The sequence below is a fragment of the Riemerella columbipharyngis genome (assembly GCF_900101995.1).
Taxonomy (GTDB): Bacteria; Bacteroidota; Bacteroidia; order Flavobacteriales; family Weeksellaceae; genus Riemerella; species Riemerella columbipharyngis.
The window spans coordinates 272,230-288,447 of record NZ_FNAS01000001.1; the positions used below are offsets into that span (position 1 = coordinate 272,230).

19 protein-coding genes and 1 pseudogene are annotated in these 16,218 nt (G+C 36.2%); 10 read left to right on the top strand and 10 right to left on the bottom strand.

The genetic code is table 11. The features are described 5' to 3' along the window. Nucleotides 1-24: 24 nt before the first annotated feature. The 3 genes from hutG to BLS89_RS01185 form a co-directional block, all read right to left on the bottom strand. Entirely contained in the window at nucleotides 25-942 is a 918-nt protein-coding gene (gene hutG, locus BLS89_RS01175) for a formimidoylglutamase (RefSeq protein WP_092735678.1), read from the bottom strand. A gap of 62 nt (nucleotides 943-1,004) precedes the next feature. After that, entirely contained in the window at nucleotides 1,005-1,535 is a 531-nt protein-coding gene (locus BLS89_RS01180; protein ID WP_092735742.1) for a DUF4136 domain-containing protein, read from the bottom strand. 51 nt (nucleotides 1,536-1,586) lie between these two features. After that, nucleotides 1,587-2,132 carry a YqgE/AlgH family protein gene (locus BLS89_RS01185; protein WP_092735679.1) on the bottom strand — a complete coding sequence of 182 codons (546 nt, stop codon included), beginning with the start codon at nucleotides 2,130-2,132 and terminating at the stop codon, nucleotides 1,587-1,589. A gap of 19 nt (nucleotides 2,133-2,151) precedes the next feature. Between BLS89_RS01185 and pdxH the strand changes: the two genes are divergently transcribed. Both pdxH and BLS89_RS01195 read left to right on the top strand, forming a co-directional pair. Beyond that, on the top strand, nucleotides 2,152-2,796 hold the full coding sequence (gene pdxH, locus BLS89_RS01190; RefSeq protein WP_092735680.1) for a pyridoxamine 5'-phosphate oxidase: 645 nt from the start codon (nucleotides 2,152-2,154) through the stop codon (nucleotides 2,794-2,796). Between the two features lie 358 nt (nucleotides 2,797-3,154). Then, nucleotides 3,155-3,760, top strand: a complete 606-nt coding sequence (locus BLS89_RS01195; protein WP_092735681.1) for an SMI1/KNR4 family protein — start codon at nucleotides 3,155-3,157, stop codon at nucleotides 3,758-3,760. Nucleotides 3,761-3,953: 193 nt separating this feature from the next. Here the strand turns inward: BLS89_RS01195 and metG are convergent, their stop codons facing one another. Next, on the bottom strand, nucleotides 3,954-5,981 hold the full coding sequence (gene metG / locus BLS89_RS01200; protein WP_092735682.1) for a methionine--tRNA ligase: 2,028 nt from the start codon (nucleotides 5,979-5,981) through the stop codon (nucleotides 3,954-3,956). Nucleotides 5,982-6,198: 217 nt separating this feature from the next. Between metG and BLS89_RS01205 the strand changes: the two genes are divergently transcribed. From BLS89_RS01205 to BLS89_RS01220, 4 genes and pseudogenes are all read left to right on the top strand, one after another. Beyond that, on the top strand, nucleotides 6,199-6,549 hold the full coding sequence (locus tag BLS89_RS01205; protein ID WP_176763204.1) for a Sec-independent protein translocase subunit TatA/TatB: 351 nt from the start codon (nucleotides 6,199-6,201) through the stop codon (nucleotides 6,547-6,549). Further along, nucleotides 6,549-7,103 carry a phosphatase PAP2 family protein gene (locus BLS89_RS01210; RefSeq protein ID WP_092735744.1) on the top strand — a complete coding sequence of 185 codons (555 nt, stop codon included), beginning with the start codon at nucleotides 6,549-6,551 and terminating at the stop codon, nucleotides 7,101-7,103. The genes BLS89_RS01205 and BLS89_RS01210 overlap by 1 nt, the downstream gene beginning before the upstream one ends. 139 nt (nucleotides 7,104-7,242) lie before the next feature. Continuing rightward, nucleotides 7,243-8,484 (top strand): annotated as a pseudogene (locus tag BLS89_RS01215) (porin). A gap of 209 nt (nucleotides 8,485-8,693) precedes the next feature. After that, nucleotides 8,694-9,500, top strand: a complete 807-nt coding sequence (locus BLS89_RS01220; protein ID WP_092735683.1) for a lysophospholipid acyltransferase family protein — start codon at nucleotides 8,694-8,696, stop codon at nucleotides 9,498-9,500. 230 nt (nucleotides 9,501-9,730) lie between these two features. On the opposite strand, the gene BLS89_RS01225 is transcribed toward BLS89_RS01220, so the two are convergent. Then, nucleotides 9,731-10,279 carry a CbrC family protein gene (locus BLS89_RS01225; protein ID WP_317039405.1) on the bottom strand — a complete coding sequence of 183 codons (549 nt, stop codon included), beginning with the start codon at nucleotides 10,277-10,279 and terminating at the stop codon, nucleotides 9,731-9,733. Next, nucleotides 10,276-10,425 (bottom strand): helix-turn-helix transcriptional regulator, encoded by a 150-nt coding sequence (locus BLS89_RS10865; RefSeq protein ID WP_245688756.1) that lies wholly within the window; start codon nucleotides 10,423-10,425, stop codon nucleotides 10,276-10,278. Before BLS89_RS10865 ends, BLS89_RS01225 begins: the two co-directional genes overlap by 4 nt. A gap of 334 nt (nucleotides 10,426-10,759) precedes the next feature. Between BLS89_RS10865 and BLS89_RS01235 the strand changes: the two genes are divergently transcribed. Then, on the top strand, nucleotides 10,760-11,104 hold the full coding sequence (locus BLS89_RS01235) for a lipocalin-like domain-containing protein (protein ID WP_176763205.1): 345 nt from the start codon (nucleotides 10,760-10,762) through the stop codon (nucleotides 11,102-11,104). Nucleotides 11,105-11,158: 54 nt separating this feature from the next. Here the strand turns inward: BLS89_RS01235 and BLS89_RS01240 are convergent, their stop codons facing one another. The 3 genes from BLS89_RS01240 to rdgB all read right to left on the bottom strand — a co-directional run bounded on the left by BLS89_RS01240 (nucleotide 11,159) and on the right by rdgB (nucleotide 13,689). Further along, entirely contained in the window at nucleotides 11,159-12,121 is a 963-nt protein-coding gene (locus tag BLS89_RS01240; protein ID WP_092735686.1) for an NAD-dependent epimerase/dehydratase family protein, read from the bottom strand. A 72-nt stretch (nucleotides 12,122-12,193) separates the two neighbouring features. Further along, nucleotides 12,194-13,120 (bottom strand): glycosyl transferase family 90, encoded by a 927-nt coding sequence (locus tag BLS89_RS01245; RefSeq protein ID WP_092735687.1) that lies wholly within the window; start codon nucleotides 13,118-13,120, stop codon nucleotides 12,194-12,196. After that, complete coding sequence (gene rdgB, locus BLS89_RS01250) at nucleotides 13,120-13,689, bottom strand: RdgB/HAM1 family non-canonical purine NTP pyrophosphatase (protein ID WP_092735688.1); 570 nt, start codon at nucleotides 13,687-13,689, stop codon at nucleotides 13,120-13,122. Before rdgB ends, BLS89_RS01245 begins: the two co-directional genes overlap by 1 nt. Before the next feature lie 249 nt (nucleotides 13,690-13,938). On the opposite strand from rdgB, the gene BLS89_RS01255 reads away from it, so the two are divergent. After that, a complete protein-coding gene (locus BLS89_RS01255; RefSeq protein WP_092735689.1) occupies nucleotides 13,939-14,277 on the top strand; it encodes a MerR family transcriptional regulator in 339 nt (112 codons plus the stop codon). A gap of 170 nt (nucleotides 14,278-14,447) precedes the next feature. Continuing rightward, complete coding sequence (locus BLS89_RS01260; protein WP_092735690.1) at nucleotides 14,448-15,047, top strand: porin family protein; 600 nt, start codon at nucleotides 14,448-14,450, stop codon at nucleotides 15,045-15,047. A gap of 35 nt (nucleotides 15,048-15,082) precedes the next feature. Here the strand turns inward: BLS89_RS01260 and BLS89_RS01265 are convergent, their stop codons facing one another. Next, on the bottom strand, nucleotides 15,083-15,733 hold the full coding sequence (locus BLS89_RS01265) for an endonuclease III domain-containing protein (protein ID WP_092735691.1): 651 nt from the start codon (nucleotides 15,731-15,733) through the stop codon (nucleotides 15,083-15,085). A gap of 31 nt (nucleotides 15,734-15,764) precedes the next feature. Here BLS89_RS01265 and bcp point away from each other — a divergent pair, with 31 nt between their 5' ends. Further along, complete coding sequence (bcp, locus tag BLS89_RS01270; RefSeq protein ID WP_092735692.1) at nucleotides 15,765-16,217, top strand: thioredoxin-dependent thiol peroxidase; 453 nt, start codon at nucleotides 15,765-15,767, stop codon at nucleotides 16,215-16,217. Nucleotide 16,218: the final 1 nt, after the last annotated feature.

Genomic DNA, 16,218 nt, shown 5'->3' on the forward strand with positions numbered 1-16,218 from the left:
ATATTATTTATTTACTTTATATCATTAAATCATAAACCATTCGTTTACGAGGCTGGCAGCGAGCCTTGCTGTGCGATTTGCTATATCGTATTTGGGATTTACTTCTGCTACATCCATTGCTAAGAGTTTTTCATTTTTAAGGATATGTTTGAAAAACAATAAGAAAGGTGTATCGGCAAAAATTCCGTTGTAAGCTACAGCACTCACTCCCGGTGCTATACCGGCATTGAATACATCCATACAAATGGTGAGATAGAGTATATCTACTTCTTCCGATAGGGTGTTAATAGCTTCGTATATTTTGGGAAGATTTTCAAAAAAGAGTCCTTCCGAAAGTATGTATTTCATACCTAATCTGTGGGCATCATCAAAGAGCTTCAGTGTATTGCTGTTTCGCTGTATTCCAATGTGCAGAGAGTGTATTTCGCCTTCTTCCGCAATCTGGTAAAATCCTGTTCCGGAGGAAGAGAGATGGTTTTCGGGCTCTCGGTTATCAAAGTGGGCATCGATATTGATGACGCCTATTTTTTGGTTTGGAAAGGCTTTTCTAATTCCGGAGTAGTGTGCAAAAGTAACCTCGTGGCCGCCACCTAAGACAATAGACTTAGCTTTAGAAGATAAGGCTAAAGAAACTTTTCCTGCCAGATTTGCTTGGCTTTGTTCCAAATTTCCGTCTTCGCAGTAAATATTTCCAAAGTCCAACAGCCTGAAATTAGGTGTAACCACAGGGAAATTAGACATATTTTTTCTAATGATGTCAGGTGCGTCTTTAGCTCCTATTCTGCCTTTATTTCGCCTTACGCCTTCATCTACTGCAAAACCGTGAAGGACAAAATCGTTGGGAGCAATAGCTTGATAATCCTCTGCAATGATTACTTTTTGGAACAGTCTGTGGTATAAGGGGCTGTCGCCGTCGTAGCGGCCTTGCCATATTTCGTTCATTTTTATTACTTTTATTTTGGTTAATCTAAAAAATACCCCAGTATGTTAGGGGTATCTTGTGATTATTTTGTTTTGGGCGGATAGTTGCCCAATATCTGAGAAATAATTTCAGGAATTTGTTTTTGCTTAGATTTAGGAGAATCTACATTGATGCCGTCGCCGATACCTTGCCAAACGAGTTTGTTAGTCTTGGCATCTATCAAATCTACGGTGAGTTTCCCGGAATTGTAACTTTGAGTCCAAGCAGTACCCATACCAAATCCCCATGGGCTATACCAAGGTCTCCAATCCCAGCCGAAAGAGTATCTTGGCTGTAGGTCTTGTACGGTTTTGTGCGAAGCGGTTATATTTACAATTAAGTCCGAGGAAGCGGATACACTAAGCCCTTTCTCGGTAAGCGTTTTTGTGATATTGTCTATAACCCTTTGCTTATCTATATCGTTAAGTTTCAAGTGGTCCGTTCTAATTTCAAAAGTTTTGTACTGTGCGAAATTAGTAGATTTTAGATAATCCGTACTGACATTGAAGGAATTGCACGATACCACTAAGCCGAGTATCAGAAATAAAGGGAGTAAAAAAACATACTTTTTCATATTCTTATTTTTAAATTTTATAACTTTCACAATGAAAAAATTATTCCAAATTTAATTGAGCCTGATATCTTTTGGTGCATTAGCCCAAATCAAAAAATCATCGCCTAAATTTTGCATAATGAATTTCCATAAAGTATCATCATAACTTGCAGTATAGTCGATAGCAGAACTCTGTGCTTCTTGCCAAAAGCGGTGTGATATTTCGTTGTCTAATTGATTTTTAGTCCAGCCCGAATAGCCGGAAAAAACTTTAATGTCATCTATTGTTATTTTGTTTTCAAAAATTTTGTTGACCACTTCTTCGGCATCATTGGTAAAGTAGTATTGGCGGTCTATTTTTTCGCCTAAGATTTCTTGATGGCTTTTTATGATGAATAACAATCTGTTCGGCTCTACGGGGCCGCCTTCATAGACTTTTATATCCACTCCGAATACCTCTCTAAAACGCTTGGAGAGTATTTCGTTTTTTTTGTTAATGATAAGTCCCATAGCCCCCTCTTCATTATGTTCAATGATAAGGACTACTGAACGTGAAAATATATCCCCCGAAATATTGGGAGTAGAAATTAAAATTTTACCTTTGTAAGAAATATTCATATTCAAAAGTATAAAAAAAATGGAAAACTTACACGATAAAAGAAAAATTTATGATAAAGATGCTCTACTGGAGAGCCAAATCAAGGAAAATCCGATAGAGCAGTTTCGGGATTGGTTCTTGGAAGCGGAGGAGCATTCTATGATTTCTGAAGCCAATGCGATGAGTATTTCCACTATGGAAAGCGACCAATGCCCCAGAACGAGGATGGTACTGCTGAAAGCCTACACCTGGGAGGGCTTTATCTTCTACACAAACTATATGAGTAGGAAGGGGAGAGCTATAGAGGTTAATTCCAAAGCTTGTTTGCATTTTTTTTGGCCGCCTTTGGAACGGCAAATTATCATTAAAGCAGATTTGGAAAAACTTCCGGAAAATTTAAGCGACGGCTATTTTTCTTCCCGTCCCAGAGGCAGCCAGCTGGGGGCAGTCGTATCGCCTCAGAGCGAAGTCATTCCCGATAGAACTTTTTTGGAGGAAAAATTACATTTGTTGGAACAAGAGTTTGAGGGGAAAGAAGTACCGAGACCCAAGCACTGGGGAGGCTACATAGCGAAGCCCTATGAGATAGAGTTTTGGCAGGGGCGTCCCAGCCGTCTGCACGATAGGATTTTATATACACTAAACGAAAACTACGACTGGGAGATAGTCCGCCTTGCTCCTTAGGGAAATATGTGGTAGAAAAAATAATAGATAGTATAATTCTATAACTATATGTATATCATTTTATTTCCAAAGTATAAGATCTAAAAATAACAAATGGAAGGAGAATAATTGTAGTAAAGTATTTAACGGCGACAGTATTGTAAATGCAATTGTACTATTATTAAACTTATTGAAACACCAAATTATTATAGGAAAAATATTTTTTAAAATAATAAAAATATGCCAGACCAAAAGAGCGTAAATGAACTGTCTTCAATCCTATTTTTATTCAAAATTATAAGAAATATTAACTTTAGTCAATCTAAGAATAGATGTGGGTGGTACTATTCTGTATAGATATATGCTAAATTTATTAACTATGAATACAGCAGAAAAATATATTCAAGGGCTTAAGTCTGCCTATCTTAGGAATAATGGTAAAGAAGCTTGGTCTCATTTTGAAAAAATTGTATACGGAGCGAGAAAAGAAGATTTAGATAAATTCAAAAAAATATATCCTAAAATTCCTAATACCTTGTTGCAATTATTAGAGTGTGTCGATGGAACCTATTGGAGAGAGTATATGGGAGAGGAACTTACTTTATTTTTTCTTGGCTCTGACATTAAGGGGGATCCTTATTATTTATTATCTTCTGAACAAATTATCGAAAATCAAGAGATAGCGAAAAAATACTATTCTGATTTCATTGAAAGAAAGTATGACGAGGCTGAAATAGATGAAAAAATAACAGATAATGCTGATTCTATACGATGGCTGCATTTTTCAGATTGTATGAATAACGGCGGGACCTCCCAGTTATTTATAGATTTTTGTCCGTCTGAAAGAGGAAAAGTAGGGCAAATAATTAGGTTTTTACACGATCCTGATGAGTTTAAAGTAATAGCAGATAGTTTCGATGAATACTTGGAAAAGATAATAGAGAGAAGATATAATTTTATTAGTAAAGATATTATGGAGTTCTAAGCATATAAAAATTAATGAAATGAAAATTAGAGAAGTTAAGTATCTAATCCGTCATCTGAATTTTCAAGAATACTTTTAATATTTTAGAATTCGGATTGTTATTTAATGGAAGGGGGTAAGATAAAACCCCATTAAAAAAAACAAAAATAGGTTCTTTTAATGAGGTTTTAATTCTAAATATATAGGAGAGAGATTATCCTATTTCTATTCCGTTTTCTACCTTGTCTTCAGGGGTTACGAAAGAGAGTTTGCCGTCTGGCTTGGTGGTTAGGAGTAGCATTCCTTGGCTTTCTATGCCTCGTATTTTTCTCGGAGCAAGGTTAAGGAGTATCATCACCTGTTTGCCTACGCATTCTTCCGGAGAAAAGCTCTCCGCGATACCCGATACTACAGTTCTTACATCTACGCCTGTATCCACTTTTAGTTTCAGTAGTTTGTCGGCTTTCTCTACTTTTTCGGCCTCCAATATGGTGGCGGTTCTTAGATCGAGCTTAGTAAAGTCGTCAAACGAAATTTCCTCTTTCATAGGTTTTGCATTAGGGTTTGTTTTCTTATTATTTGCTTTTGTATCTTCTAATTTTTGGATTTGAGCATCAATTACGCAGTCTTCTATTTTTGAGAATAGCAGCGTTGCTTCATTTATGCGGTGTCCGGCAGGGATTAGCACTTCGGAAATGTTGTTCCAATTGGCTTTCTCTACATTGAATATTGCCAGTAATTTTTCCGAGCTAAACGGCATAAAAGGTTCGCACATCTGTGCCAAAGCAACGGCTATCTGTGCACCGATAAAGAGCGTCTGAACCGTTTTTTCGGGATCTGTTTTTATGCTTTTCCATGGCTCTTCTGTTTGTAAAAACTGATTTCCAAATCGTGCCAAGTTCATCAATGCGCTTAGTGCATTTCTAAACTCAAAATTATCCAAATATTGATGAATTTCTGCTGCTGTTTTGGTGATTTCTTTGAGCTGTTCTGTCTCTTTATTGCCTTCTGGTACTATGCCGCCGTAGTACTTGTGTATCAGTACGGCTACGCGATTGATGAAATTACCGAAAATTCCTACCAGTTCGGAATTATTTTTAGTCTGAAACTCTTTCCAAGTAAAGTTGTTATCCTTGGTTTCCGGAGCGGAAGAGAGTAGGGCATAGCGCAAAACATCTTGCTGTCCCGGGAAATCCTTTACATATTCATGTGCCCATACTGCCCAATTGCGAGAGGTGGATATTTTATCATTTTCAAGGTTAAGAAACTCAAATGCCGGAACATTCTTTGGCATTATAAAGTCTCCGTGCGCCTTCATCATTGCAGGGAAAATGATGCAATGAAAAACGATATTGTCTTTACCTATAAAATGGATTAAATCTGTATTTTCATTTTGCCAGAAGTCTTCCCAATTTTTACCATTTTTCGCTGCCCATTCTTTTGTGAACGAAATATAGCCTATCGGTGCATCGAACCAAACATACAGCACTTTGCCCTCTGCATCGGGAAGTGGTACGGGTACGCCCCAGTTGAGGTCACGGGTCATCGCACGAGGTTTCAGTCCGTCATTGAGCCAAGATTTTACTTGTCCATATACATTGGGTTTCCAGTCGTCTCTATGCCCTTCGATAATCCATTGGTTCAGAAAATCCTCGTATTCGTTGAGCGGGAGATACCAGTTTTTCGTAGATTTGAGTGTAGGTATATTGCCGCTGAGCATAGATTTAGGATTGATGAGCTCTGTAGGAGATAGGGTAGATCCGCATTTCTCGCATTGGTCGCCATAGGCATTGTCATTGCCACATTTTGGGCAGCTTCCCACAATGTAGCGATCTGCCAAGAATTCTCCGGCTTGCTCATCATAAAATTGTTCGGAAATTTCTTCCGTAAATTTATTTTTACTATATAATGTTGTGAAGAAATCCGAAGCGGTTTTGTAGTGTTCGGCACTTGTCGTCCGAGAATATTCGTCAAAGGAAATACCCAAATCTTCGAAACAATTTTTAATGATAGTATGGTATTTATCTACAATATCCTGAGGCGTTACTCCCTCTTTTTTAGCACGAATGGTTATGGGAATGCCGTGTTCATCGGAGCCGCATATAAATGCAACATCTTTTCCAAGTCTTCTCTGAAATCTCGCATAAACATCGGCAGGGATATATACCCCTGCGAGGTGCCCTATATGAACGGGACCATTGGCATAAGGTAATGCCGCCGTAATCATTTTTCTTTCTGACATTTTATCAACTATTTTTTTGCAAAGATAAAAAAATAAGAACTCATATTTATCCATTTTCTAATGATGATTTTATCCGAATATTTTGTGAGAATAGAAAGTTTAATAAATTTTTGAATTTATGGAGAGCTGGGCGAATGCTTTTTACTCTGTGTGAGTGTTTACAAAATTTAATTAACTTTGTCATCTGATTTGTTAATCTGAAATAAATATTTTTAAAATGGGTGATTTTAGCTTCAGTGAAATGTTGGTTATCATACTGGTAATCGTTGTGCTTTTTGGACCGAAGAAGATTCCTGAAATGGCAAGGGAATTAGGCAGAGGCGTTCGAAAAATGCGGGGTGCTATGGAGGATATTAAAACAGAAATTCTAAAAGATGCGGATAATCCTGTCTCTGAAATAAAAAAAGAGATAGAAGAAGTGAAAAAATCCGTGAAAGATATTAACCCAATGAAAAATATTAAAAAAGAAATCACAGAGATACAGAATTTTAATGCTAAAATAGAAGAAAAACAACAGCAGATAGAAAGCCACCTACAAGACGACCACGAAGGTCCTGTAAGCAGATGATAGACCGTTTGATAAATATAGACCATTCCATTTTCTTATACCTAAACAATTTAGGAGCTAAGGCATTTGACCCATTTTGGGTGATGGTATCGAGTAAACTTACTTGGGTGCCACTATATATGATATTCTTGTATCTAATATTCAAAAATTTTTCTAAGAAGCAGAGTATTTATATTTTGATTTTTATTACTCTCGGAGTGATTTGCTCTGACCAGCTGGCTAATATTTTTAAGTTTTCGGTAGAGCGTTTGAGACCTTGCCATGATCCTCTGATTATGCCTCATATGCGTATTGTTGAATGTGGAGGTGCTTTTGGCTTTTATTCGTCGCACGCGTCTAATTCTTTTTTTCTGGCAAACTTTCTTTATATTATTTTTAATGGAAAAATACGCGGTTTTTGGGTGTTGTTATTCCCTTGGGCTGTTTTAGTTTCGTACAGTAGGATTTATTTAGGTGTACATTATCCGCTGGATATACTTTTTGGTGCAGGTATAGGGGGGATTTTAGGCGGACTTTTTGCCAATCTTTCAAAATGGGCAGCTCGGAATAAGTAAGCTTGAGAATTGTAATATAAAAGATGTTTTTGAGACTTGCCGTTATAATTTGATAGGATTTTTGAAATGAAAATGACTGATGAAATAGAATAATAGATGACTTTTATTAAATTTTTGTGACAAGATAAAGTTGTTGTGTATGAAAAAGATTTTTAATGTTTTTGTCCTTATTTTATGCTTTTGGGGTAAGGCTCAAGAAAAGCTACTGGTTTTTCCCAATAGAGATTCTACTAAGATTAGAGTAATTCAACAGCCGTCTCAGCTTGATGTCTTACCGTATTATAATTTTGGTAAAGGTGTTGGTATTACTTCTCCCGATAGTTTGTTTCAGTTGAATTTGCGTTTTAGAATACAAAATCGGTTAGAGGCTCGTTTTCAGGAGCACGAGCCGGCAAAATTTCAAGGTGCTATTCGCCGTTTAAGATTGAGATTTGACGGATATGTAGGAAATCCTAAGTTTTTATATTCTATATAGTTATCGTTTGCACCAGAAGATGTAGGAAAAGCAAAAGAAGGACAGTATATAAATATTATTAGAGATGCTGTCGTATTTTACCGTGCTACGGATAGGCTGACACTGGGTTTTGGACAAACTAAATTACCTGGAAATCGTCAACGAAACAACTCTTCCGGAGCGTTGGATTTAACGGATCGCTCTATCAATAATGCTATGTTTAATATAGACCGAGATTTTGGCTTTCAAGCGATTTATTTGCATGTAGGAGATCGTGGTTTTGGCTATAATTTAAAAGGTGCTATTTCTACTGGCGATGGTAGAAATTTTAATGAATCGACAGACGGGCTGGCTTATACAGGGAGGGTTGAGCTTTATCCTTTTGGCGGATTTAAGAAAAAAGGAGAATTTTTTGAAGGTGATTTGATGAGAGAGCCTACTCCCAAACTTTATTTGGGCGGAACTTACCACTTTAATCACAATGCCTCAAAATCACAAGGGCAAAGAGGAAATCCGCTCTTTGAACGGAGAAATTTGCAGGCAGTACTTATAGATGCGATGTTTAAGTACAAAGGCTGGTCTGCGATGGCTTCTTTTATGAATCGCAATACGAAAAATCCTATTACTTACAACGAAGATCAAAGCCAATCACAATATGTATTGGTAGGATATGGCTACGATGGACAGCTGAGCTATACTTTCCCGTCTCATTGGGAAATTATCGGACGATACTCGCATAATCAGCCCAAAAGAGAAATTCAAAGATGGCAGCCGGTTCACAATCAGTTTTCTTTTGGTTTGACAAAATATATATGGGAGCACTCCTTTAAAGTTCAATTTGAGGCAGGGAAGAATAATTTCAAATTTCTCAACGGAGATAAGAAAAATAATTGGTACACACGATTTCAAGTGGAAATTGGAATTTAGTTTTCTTGTCAAAAGTATAACCCCAATAGTAATGAAGAAAGTAATTGGGCTTAAAAGAGACAATATTTTATAATAGATTTTAATGCATGGTGTAGCGTATAAGTATTTCACACATAGCGGTATGCGGTATTTTAATTTTTGTAGTACTTGGTGAATTTAGTCGGTTAATGAAAAAAGTGTAAATTTGTCGCTGCTTATTTTTAGAAAATATGCCTAAAAAAAATATATTTACGGATTCTTTTGGTAATCCTTATTTCATTAAGCGGTTTATTATTTTTATTTTAGGAATAATTTCTTATAGACGGTTTAATGGATTTAATAAATTGAAAATCACAGGGACAGAGTATTTGGTGGATTTGCCGGATACTAATGTCCTATTTGTGTCTAATCATCAGACTTATTTTGCAGATGTAGCGGCTATGTATCATACTTTTTGTGCGGTAAACAACGGCTACCTCAATACCATCAAAAATCCTGTATATCTGCTCAATCCTAAGGTAGATTTTTACTATGTGGCAGCAAAAGAGACGATGAACAAAGGGCTGCTGTCCAGGATATTTAAGCTGGCGGGGGCTGTTACGGTAAAGCGAACTTGGCGTTCGGAAGGGAAATCTGTAAACCGTATGGTAGATATGAGTGAAGTGGAGAACATTATGAAAGCATTGGATAATGGCTGGGTGATTACTTTTCCACAAGGAACTACTTCGGCTTTCGCACAAGGTAGAAAAGGAACAGCTAAACTCATTAAACAACAAAAACCCATTGTTATTCCTATTAAAATAAATGGATTTCGAAGAGCATTCGATAAGAAAGGACTTTTAGTAAAAGTGACAGGTGTGGAGCCAACGATGGATTTTAAAGAACCATTGGAAATAGATTATGAAAATGAAAGTGCCCAGCAGATTCTCGATAAAATAATGGAAGCTATAGAGCAAACTCCCGAACATAATCTTCTACATGAGTACGACGAAGAACTTAAACGTAAGAAGGAAGAGGAAAATTCTTTGAAGCTATAGTTATTTATTACGATAATCTACAAGCTGCTATAATTAAAATTAAAAACTGAGTTTTGATAACATATTAAATACTTTTTGTTTAAAGGTAAGGTGAACTAAACCATATTTGAGGTAATAAAATAGTAATAGATGTCAATAGTCATTCGTTTTGTGGATTATATTTTATATTTAAAAGTTCAGAGAGAGGAGTTATAATGCTAAATTCCTCAATCTATCATAGTAAGTGATTTTTAATCACAATCCACGTGTAAAATATATTTTTTACAACTCAAACAACGAAACAAATATCCTTGACATGAACTTCCATTGACAATATCTTTATAAGTTGAATATGGCTCGGATTTGGAGGTAAATTCAATGGAATTTTCTATTCCCATTTCAATGATATCTTTCCAACCTACATAGGCGATAAATTCACAGAAATCGTCACAATGATCCGGCCAATATTCTTGCTGAAGCCCAGTGTAAGAGGGAGTGCGAAGGCATAATTCTTTTTTATGATGATCCGAAATGGATTCTGTAAGCGTTTCGAAATCAACAAATTCACCTTGAAATTTCTCTGCAGCTTTTCCTGAAGCAATGCATTTAGGGCAAAGCGTTTCAATAGTTTCCTCGCTATAAAATGGTCCCAAATAAATGATAGATGTACCTTTTCTGCAGCAGTCGCATATTTCCGGTTCTTCCACTTTTTCAAAAAATTGGGCCTCCAAGGGGTGAGAACAATATTTAAAATTGGGTATGGAGGTAAGGATGTCTTTTGCTTTTTTGGGGCGTTTTATTTTTGTTCAAAATTTAATAGTTCGTGTAGTTCTACATTTAGATTTTTAGCAATTTTATAAAGCGTATATACATTTGGGCATGTATTGCCGGCTTCTATTCTGCATAAGTTCGATTTTTCAAAGTTACAAGCATAGGCTAAATCCATCTGAAACATCTTTTTTTTCTTCTCTCAGTTCTTTGATTTTTCTACCTATTTTCTACTGTAAATCTTTTTTATCCACTTTTTTTAGAATAATAAAATCAAAGTTGAGTATAAAAATGGGCATACGGTTATCATATTTAATAACTTTATTTATATTTGTACTATTGTTTAATTTTTAATTTTAAGTAATATGAAAAAAAGTATTTTTTTAGCTATGTTTTTATTGGCAGTTGCCACATTATCATCATGTAGGAATGATAAAGGAAATAATAGCTCTCAGAATCAAGAAGCTATTAAGAAAAAGTTCTTGGGAAAATAGCTGATAGAGAAAGAAACGGTGTCCTATGGGGAGCGTTCAAAAGGGAGTAGGGATATAGAGTTTTGTAAGAATAAGTATAGTCAAACTAACTATTATGAGTTTGATGATGATGGAATGGGCGTGGTAAATTATGCTTACAAAGATGATAATGATAATTGTATTTCTTTTAACGATGATATAGATAGTTATAGTGTGGAGGGGGATAAATTAACTCTTAATATGTACACTACGAATAATCAATTTTTTAGAATAGTAAGTTTAAAGAATGATGAAATGGAATTAGAGCAAGTTAAAGACTTTGATAATGATGGTAAGAGTGATAAAATTTTGATTAAATTCTATAAGGATTATTCGGTTAATTAATAAAATAACCACCTTTACTTAGAGGTGGTTTCTTATTTTATATTGACAAAAATCTTATTTCCTGAGTTTTATTTTAAGATTTTTAAGCATTTCTTGCGTCATTTTAGTAATGTCAAAATCATAAGATAGTCCCCAATCTCTTTTAGCGACACTATCGTCGATAGAAGAAGGCCAAGAGTCGGCAATCTGTTGCCTAAAATCAGGAGCGTAATCTATCTGAAACTGTGGCATCTCTTTCTGAATTTCTGCTGCCAGTTCCGCCGGTGTGAAAGACAATCCGCCAAGGTTGTAAGACGAGTGTACGCTCAGTTTATCCGCTGGGCATTGCATTAGTTTTATGGTGGCGTTGATGGCGTCGTCCATATAGAGCATAGGCATTGCCGTGTTTTCTGAGATAAAACTGGTGTATTTTCCATTCTCTACAGCTTCATAGAATATTTCCACGGCATAGTCCGTAGTGCCGCCGCCTGCCGGAGCTTTCCAAGAGATAAGTCCGGGGTAGCGGATACTTCTCACATCTATGCCGTATTTATCGTGATAGTATTCGCACCATTTTTCGCCAGCCAATTTGGATATGCCATACACGGTGGTAGGGTTTAGCACAACTTCTTGACCGACATCAAATTTTGGAATGCCCTTTCCAAATACAGCAATAGAACTTGGCCAAAATATTTTCTTAAGGTGTCCCTCTTTTGCCAATTCACAAAGATGCAGTAGAGGCTCCAGGTTGAGTTTCCAAGCAAAAAGTGGTTGTTTTTCAGAGGTTCCCGAGAGAAGAGATGCAAGGTGATAAACCGTAGTGATATTATTTTCAATGATGAATTTTTCTAATACATCAAACTGCGTAACATCTATTTTTTCATACCTTCCAGCGGTAGTGATGTCTTTTTTGTATTCGTCAATTCCTGATGCGATGACATTTTCTGCACCGTACAGCTCTACCAATTTCGTGGTAAGTTCTGTTCCTATTTGCCCTAAAGCACCTGTGATAAGTATTTTTTCTGTATAATTTTCCATTGTTATGCATATTTATTTTCTGTGTACAAATTTACAGCTTTTAGGAAGATAAATAAAATCGATTCAAATAATTTATAGCCCAAAGTATTTTTTTAGTACGAGTATAGAGCAATAGTCTTCCGCATTTTTATTTTTGAATTGAGTAATATATTCGTTGGCATTATTAGCTATATTCATACATTCTTTCGGATTTTTTATGTAGTAATTTAGTGTCTCTTCCAGATCGGAATAGTCAGGTTTTATTTCTATATAATGGATACCACCTTTTAGCATCCCTTCCATAAACCAAGTTTCTATAGTAGGTTTAGGCATTACCGCCAAAGATTTTGACGACATTATCCATTTGAGATTTGTGGCGACATCATTTCCTTGAAGACTTAGTATGAATTTGTATTTCAGATGTTCTAGAAGTGATAGTTTGGGCTTTAGCCATTCGGGGTGGCAAGCTTTGTTGGTCTGTCCCAAATCACATAGCGGATGACCGAAATATAGCTCATAGAAATGCTCTCTGTGTCTTTGGTATATAGCTCCTCTACCCAGTAGAATGTCTTTTTTTTCAGAAAAAGGCACGGTATCTTTTACCCAAACAAAATGTCTGGCTTTATCAAGTTTAAGGATAATGCTATTGGTGTTAAAATCGTTTATAGGTCGGCTTTTTACAATAGAAGGAAGCTCGGGAACGGAAGTAATATCACCAAACAAGAAATTAATTCCCATGTCTTCATCAAACAGACAAGCGTATTGATAGGTGTCAAAATAATAAGACTTAGGGGTTTTAGGGTGTTTCAAGTCTTTTATTTTGTGTAACGCGGCATCGTTCCTCAATGAAGTTTTGCAATAATAATCTACCCTCTCTCTACATTTATCCAAAGTATTTTTTTGTAATTTCTTTTCTAACCGAGAGAGTACTTTGTCATAACTTTTATGAGAAGGAAAGATTATTCGGCTATATCCCTCCAAATAGTAGAGGACTTTGTTCTTCTTTGTGACTTTTAGCATTAGACTAAAATTTTTAGCAATTTATCAATGGCTCTGCGTCTATGGCTGATTTTATTTTTTTCTTCCGGCAACATTTCTGCAAAGGTTTTTTCACAGTTTTCCGGAATGAAAATAGGGTCGTAGCCAAACCCTTTATGCCCTTTGTTTTCTTTGGTGATAGTCCCATTGATGCGTCCCTCAAAATATTGAATGCCATCATTGTCTACAAGGCACATTACTGTTACGAAGTAGGCTTTTCTGTTTTCTATGCCTTCCAATTCGTGCAACACCTTCTGGATATTGGACTGAAAATCGTGGTCGCCGGCGTAGCGTGCAGAGAATATGCCGGGTCTGCCGTTTAGAGCCTCTACTACCAGTCCGCTGTCATCCCCTATACTTGGGACTCCAGTTTTGTCGAAGCAGTATTGGGCTTTTATGAGTGCATTTTCATTAAAGGTTTTTCCGTTTTCCTCTATCTCTTCCGTGATATTGTAGTCGGATAGGCTTTTGACTAAAAACCCGTTGCCCAAGATATTTTGTATTTCTTCTTTTTTATGCTCGTTGTGTGTGGCGATTAAAATCTCTTTCATTGTTTTAATATATTTTTTAACTGTATTTTAGGTCAAATGAACCTCTGAAAAATCCTCATCATTACAAATAAAAGCATCTTGCAGCACTGTTTTTGTTTTGGGTGTATTATATCCGATAATGTTATTGGGGATGTAATGTTCTATGCAAATTTAATATATCTCGGAGTTTCGGACAAATGTATTGCGGGAGATGATTTTTTGCTTGAAAAAATACGGATATTATTTATCTTTGCAGTAAATCAATAATTGATGGAAATAAATCTACCGGACAAATTATACTATTCCATAGGCGAATTGGCTAAGGCGTTTAATGTTAATGCTTCTATGATTAGATTTTGGGAGAGTGAGTTTCCTATTATACAACCTAAAAGAAATGCTAAGGGCAATCGCTATTTTACAAAAGAAGATTTGCGGAATCTCAAGATGATTTATTATCTGGTAAAAGAAAAAGGCTATACATTAGACGGTGCTAAAGCCGCACTTACCACGAATCCTCGTATCGGCGATACGGTGGAGATGATTGATAGATTGAATTTTGTAAAAGCAGAACTTATCAAACTAAAAAAAGCACTGCCGGAGAAAGAATAGTTTTTTTTATCACATTACCAGTTGGTTGTATTTTTTTTTTCTTACTCTTTTTTTCGTTATTGAATTTATTCGTTCTTTTCGTTAGATAAAGTTTGGCAAAGAGTTTGAATATATAGAGATGCTTCGGATAAAAAGGAAGCGTAAATTAAATAACATTAAAAGAAAAAATTATGAAAAAATTAGTTTTAGGGTTGGCTATCGCAACCGGTTCATTAGCATTCTCTCAACATTATGGAGTAAAAGCAGGTCTCAATCTGTCGTCTATCTCTAAAGACGGGGATTTCAGTGATTCCAAAGGTAAGGCTGGTTTTTATGCCGGAGTATTTATGAATGCACCTTTGGCAGAGAACTTCAGTATCCAGCCGGAGGTTATCTACAACAATGTAGGAGCGAAAGTAGATAAAAATACCAATACCAATTTGAATTTAGACTATATTTCTGTTCCGGTAATGTTCCAGTACAATGTAGTGCCGGAGTTTTATTTGGAGGCAGGCCCTCAGTTTAGTTTCTTGGTAAACTCTAAGTTCAAGAGCAGTAACCAAACTATAGAAAAAGTAGCGAATTATTTTAACAATAAAGATAATTACAACTCTTTCGACTTTGGGCTTGGGCTGGGAGCAGGCTTTAATATCAATGAGCATTTCGGTATAAATGCGAGATATGTAGCCGGTTTCACAGATTTAACAAAAAATGGCTCTGTAGATATGGCTAACAAAGATGGTAAAAATAGAAACAATACCTTCCAAGTTGGGTTAAGTGCAAGATTTTAAGTTTTAAGCTAATTAATATTACAACGAAGCTATCCTTATGGGGTAGCTTTTTTATTGGAGTTTGTTTTTTCAGGGAACAGCATTTTTGTGATAAAATCTCGATCACCGTTTCCTCTTGCCGGCGAATATTCTCTCCCGTAAAAGATAATTTGGAGGTGGAGCTTGTTCCATACATTCTTAGGGAATATTTTTTTTGCATCGGCTTCGGTTTGGGTTATATTTTTTCCGGAAGTGAGTTTCCATAGCGTCATCAGCCTATGGATATGGGTGTCTACCGGAAATGCAGGAACCCCAAAGGCTTGGCTCATTACCACAGATGCCGTCTTGTGTCCTACGCCGGGTAGTGCTTCTAATTCTTCGAAAGATTGCGGAACAATGCCCTGGTGCCTTTCTACGAGGAGCTCCGCCATTGCTTTTAGATTTTTTGCTTTTGTATTGGACAGTCCTATTTCTTTGATGAGTTCTTTTATTTCAATGACTTCCAGTTTGCTCATTTTGAATGGCGTATCTGCTATTTCAAAGAGTTTTGGCGTTACTTCGTTTACTTTTTTGTCCGTCGTTTGGGCGGATAGAGCCACAGCCACGAGGAGGGTGTAGGCATCTTTATGGTCCAGAGGAATAGGCGTTTCGGGATAAAGTTTTTCCAATTCCCGTTGAATCAATTCTGCCCTTTGTTTTTTTGTCATAATACCTTAAATTTGGACAAAAATAAACATTATGATAAATATTGGCGATAAACTTCCCTCGTTTGAGGGGGTTAACCAAGATGGAAAAGTGATAAAATCGTCTAAATTCAAAGGCGAAAAATTAGTCATATTCTTTTATCCAAAGGCGAATACGCCAGGGTGTACTGCAGAAGCGTGCAGCCTAAGTGATAACTATGCAGAGCTGAAAAATGGAGGCTACGAGATTTTAGGCATCAGTGCGGATTCTGTGGAGAAGCAAAAGAAATTCCAAGACAAATTTCTATTTCCGTATGATTTGATAGCAGACGAATCCAGAAATATTATTGATAAGTTTGGCGTTTGGCAGCTCAAAAAGTTTATGGGAAAAGAATATATGGGAATAGTAAGAACTACTTTTATTTTTGATGAAAATGGTATCTGCACCCGCATCATCGATAAGGTGAAAACAAAGGAGCATGCTGCTCAAATTTTAAATCAAATATAAA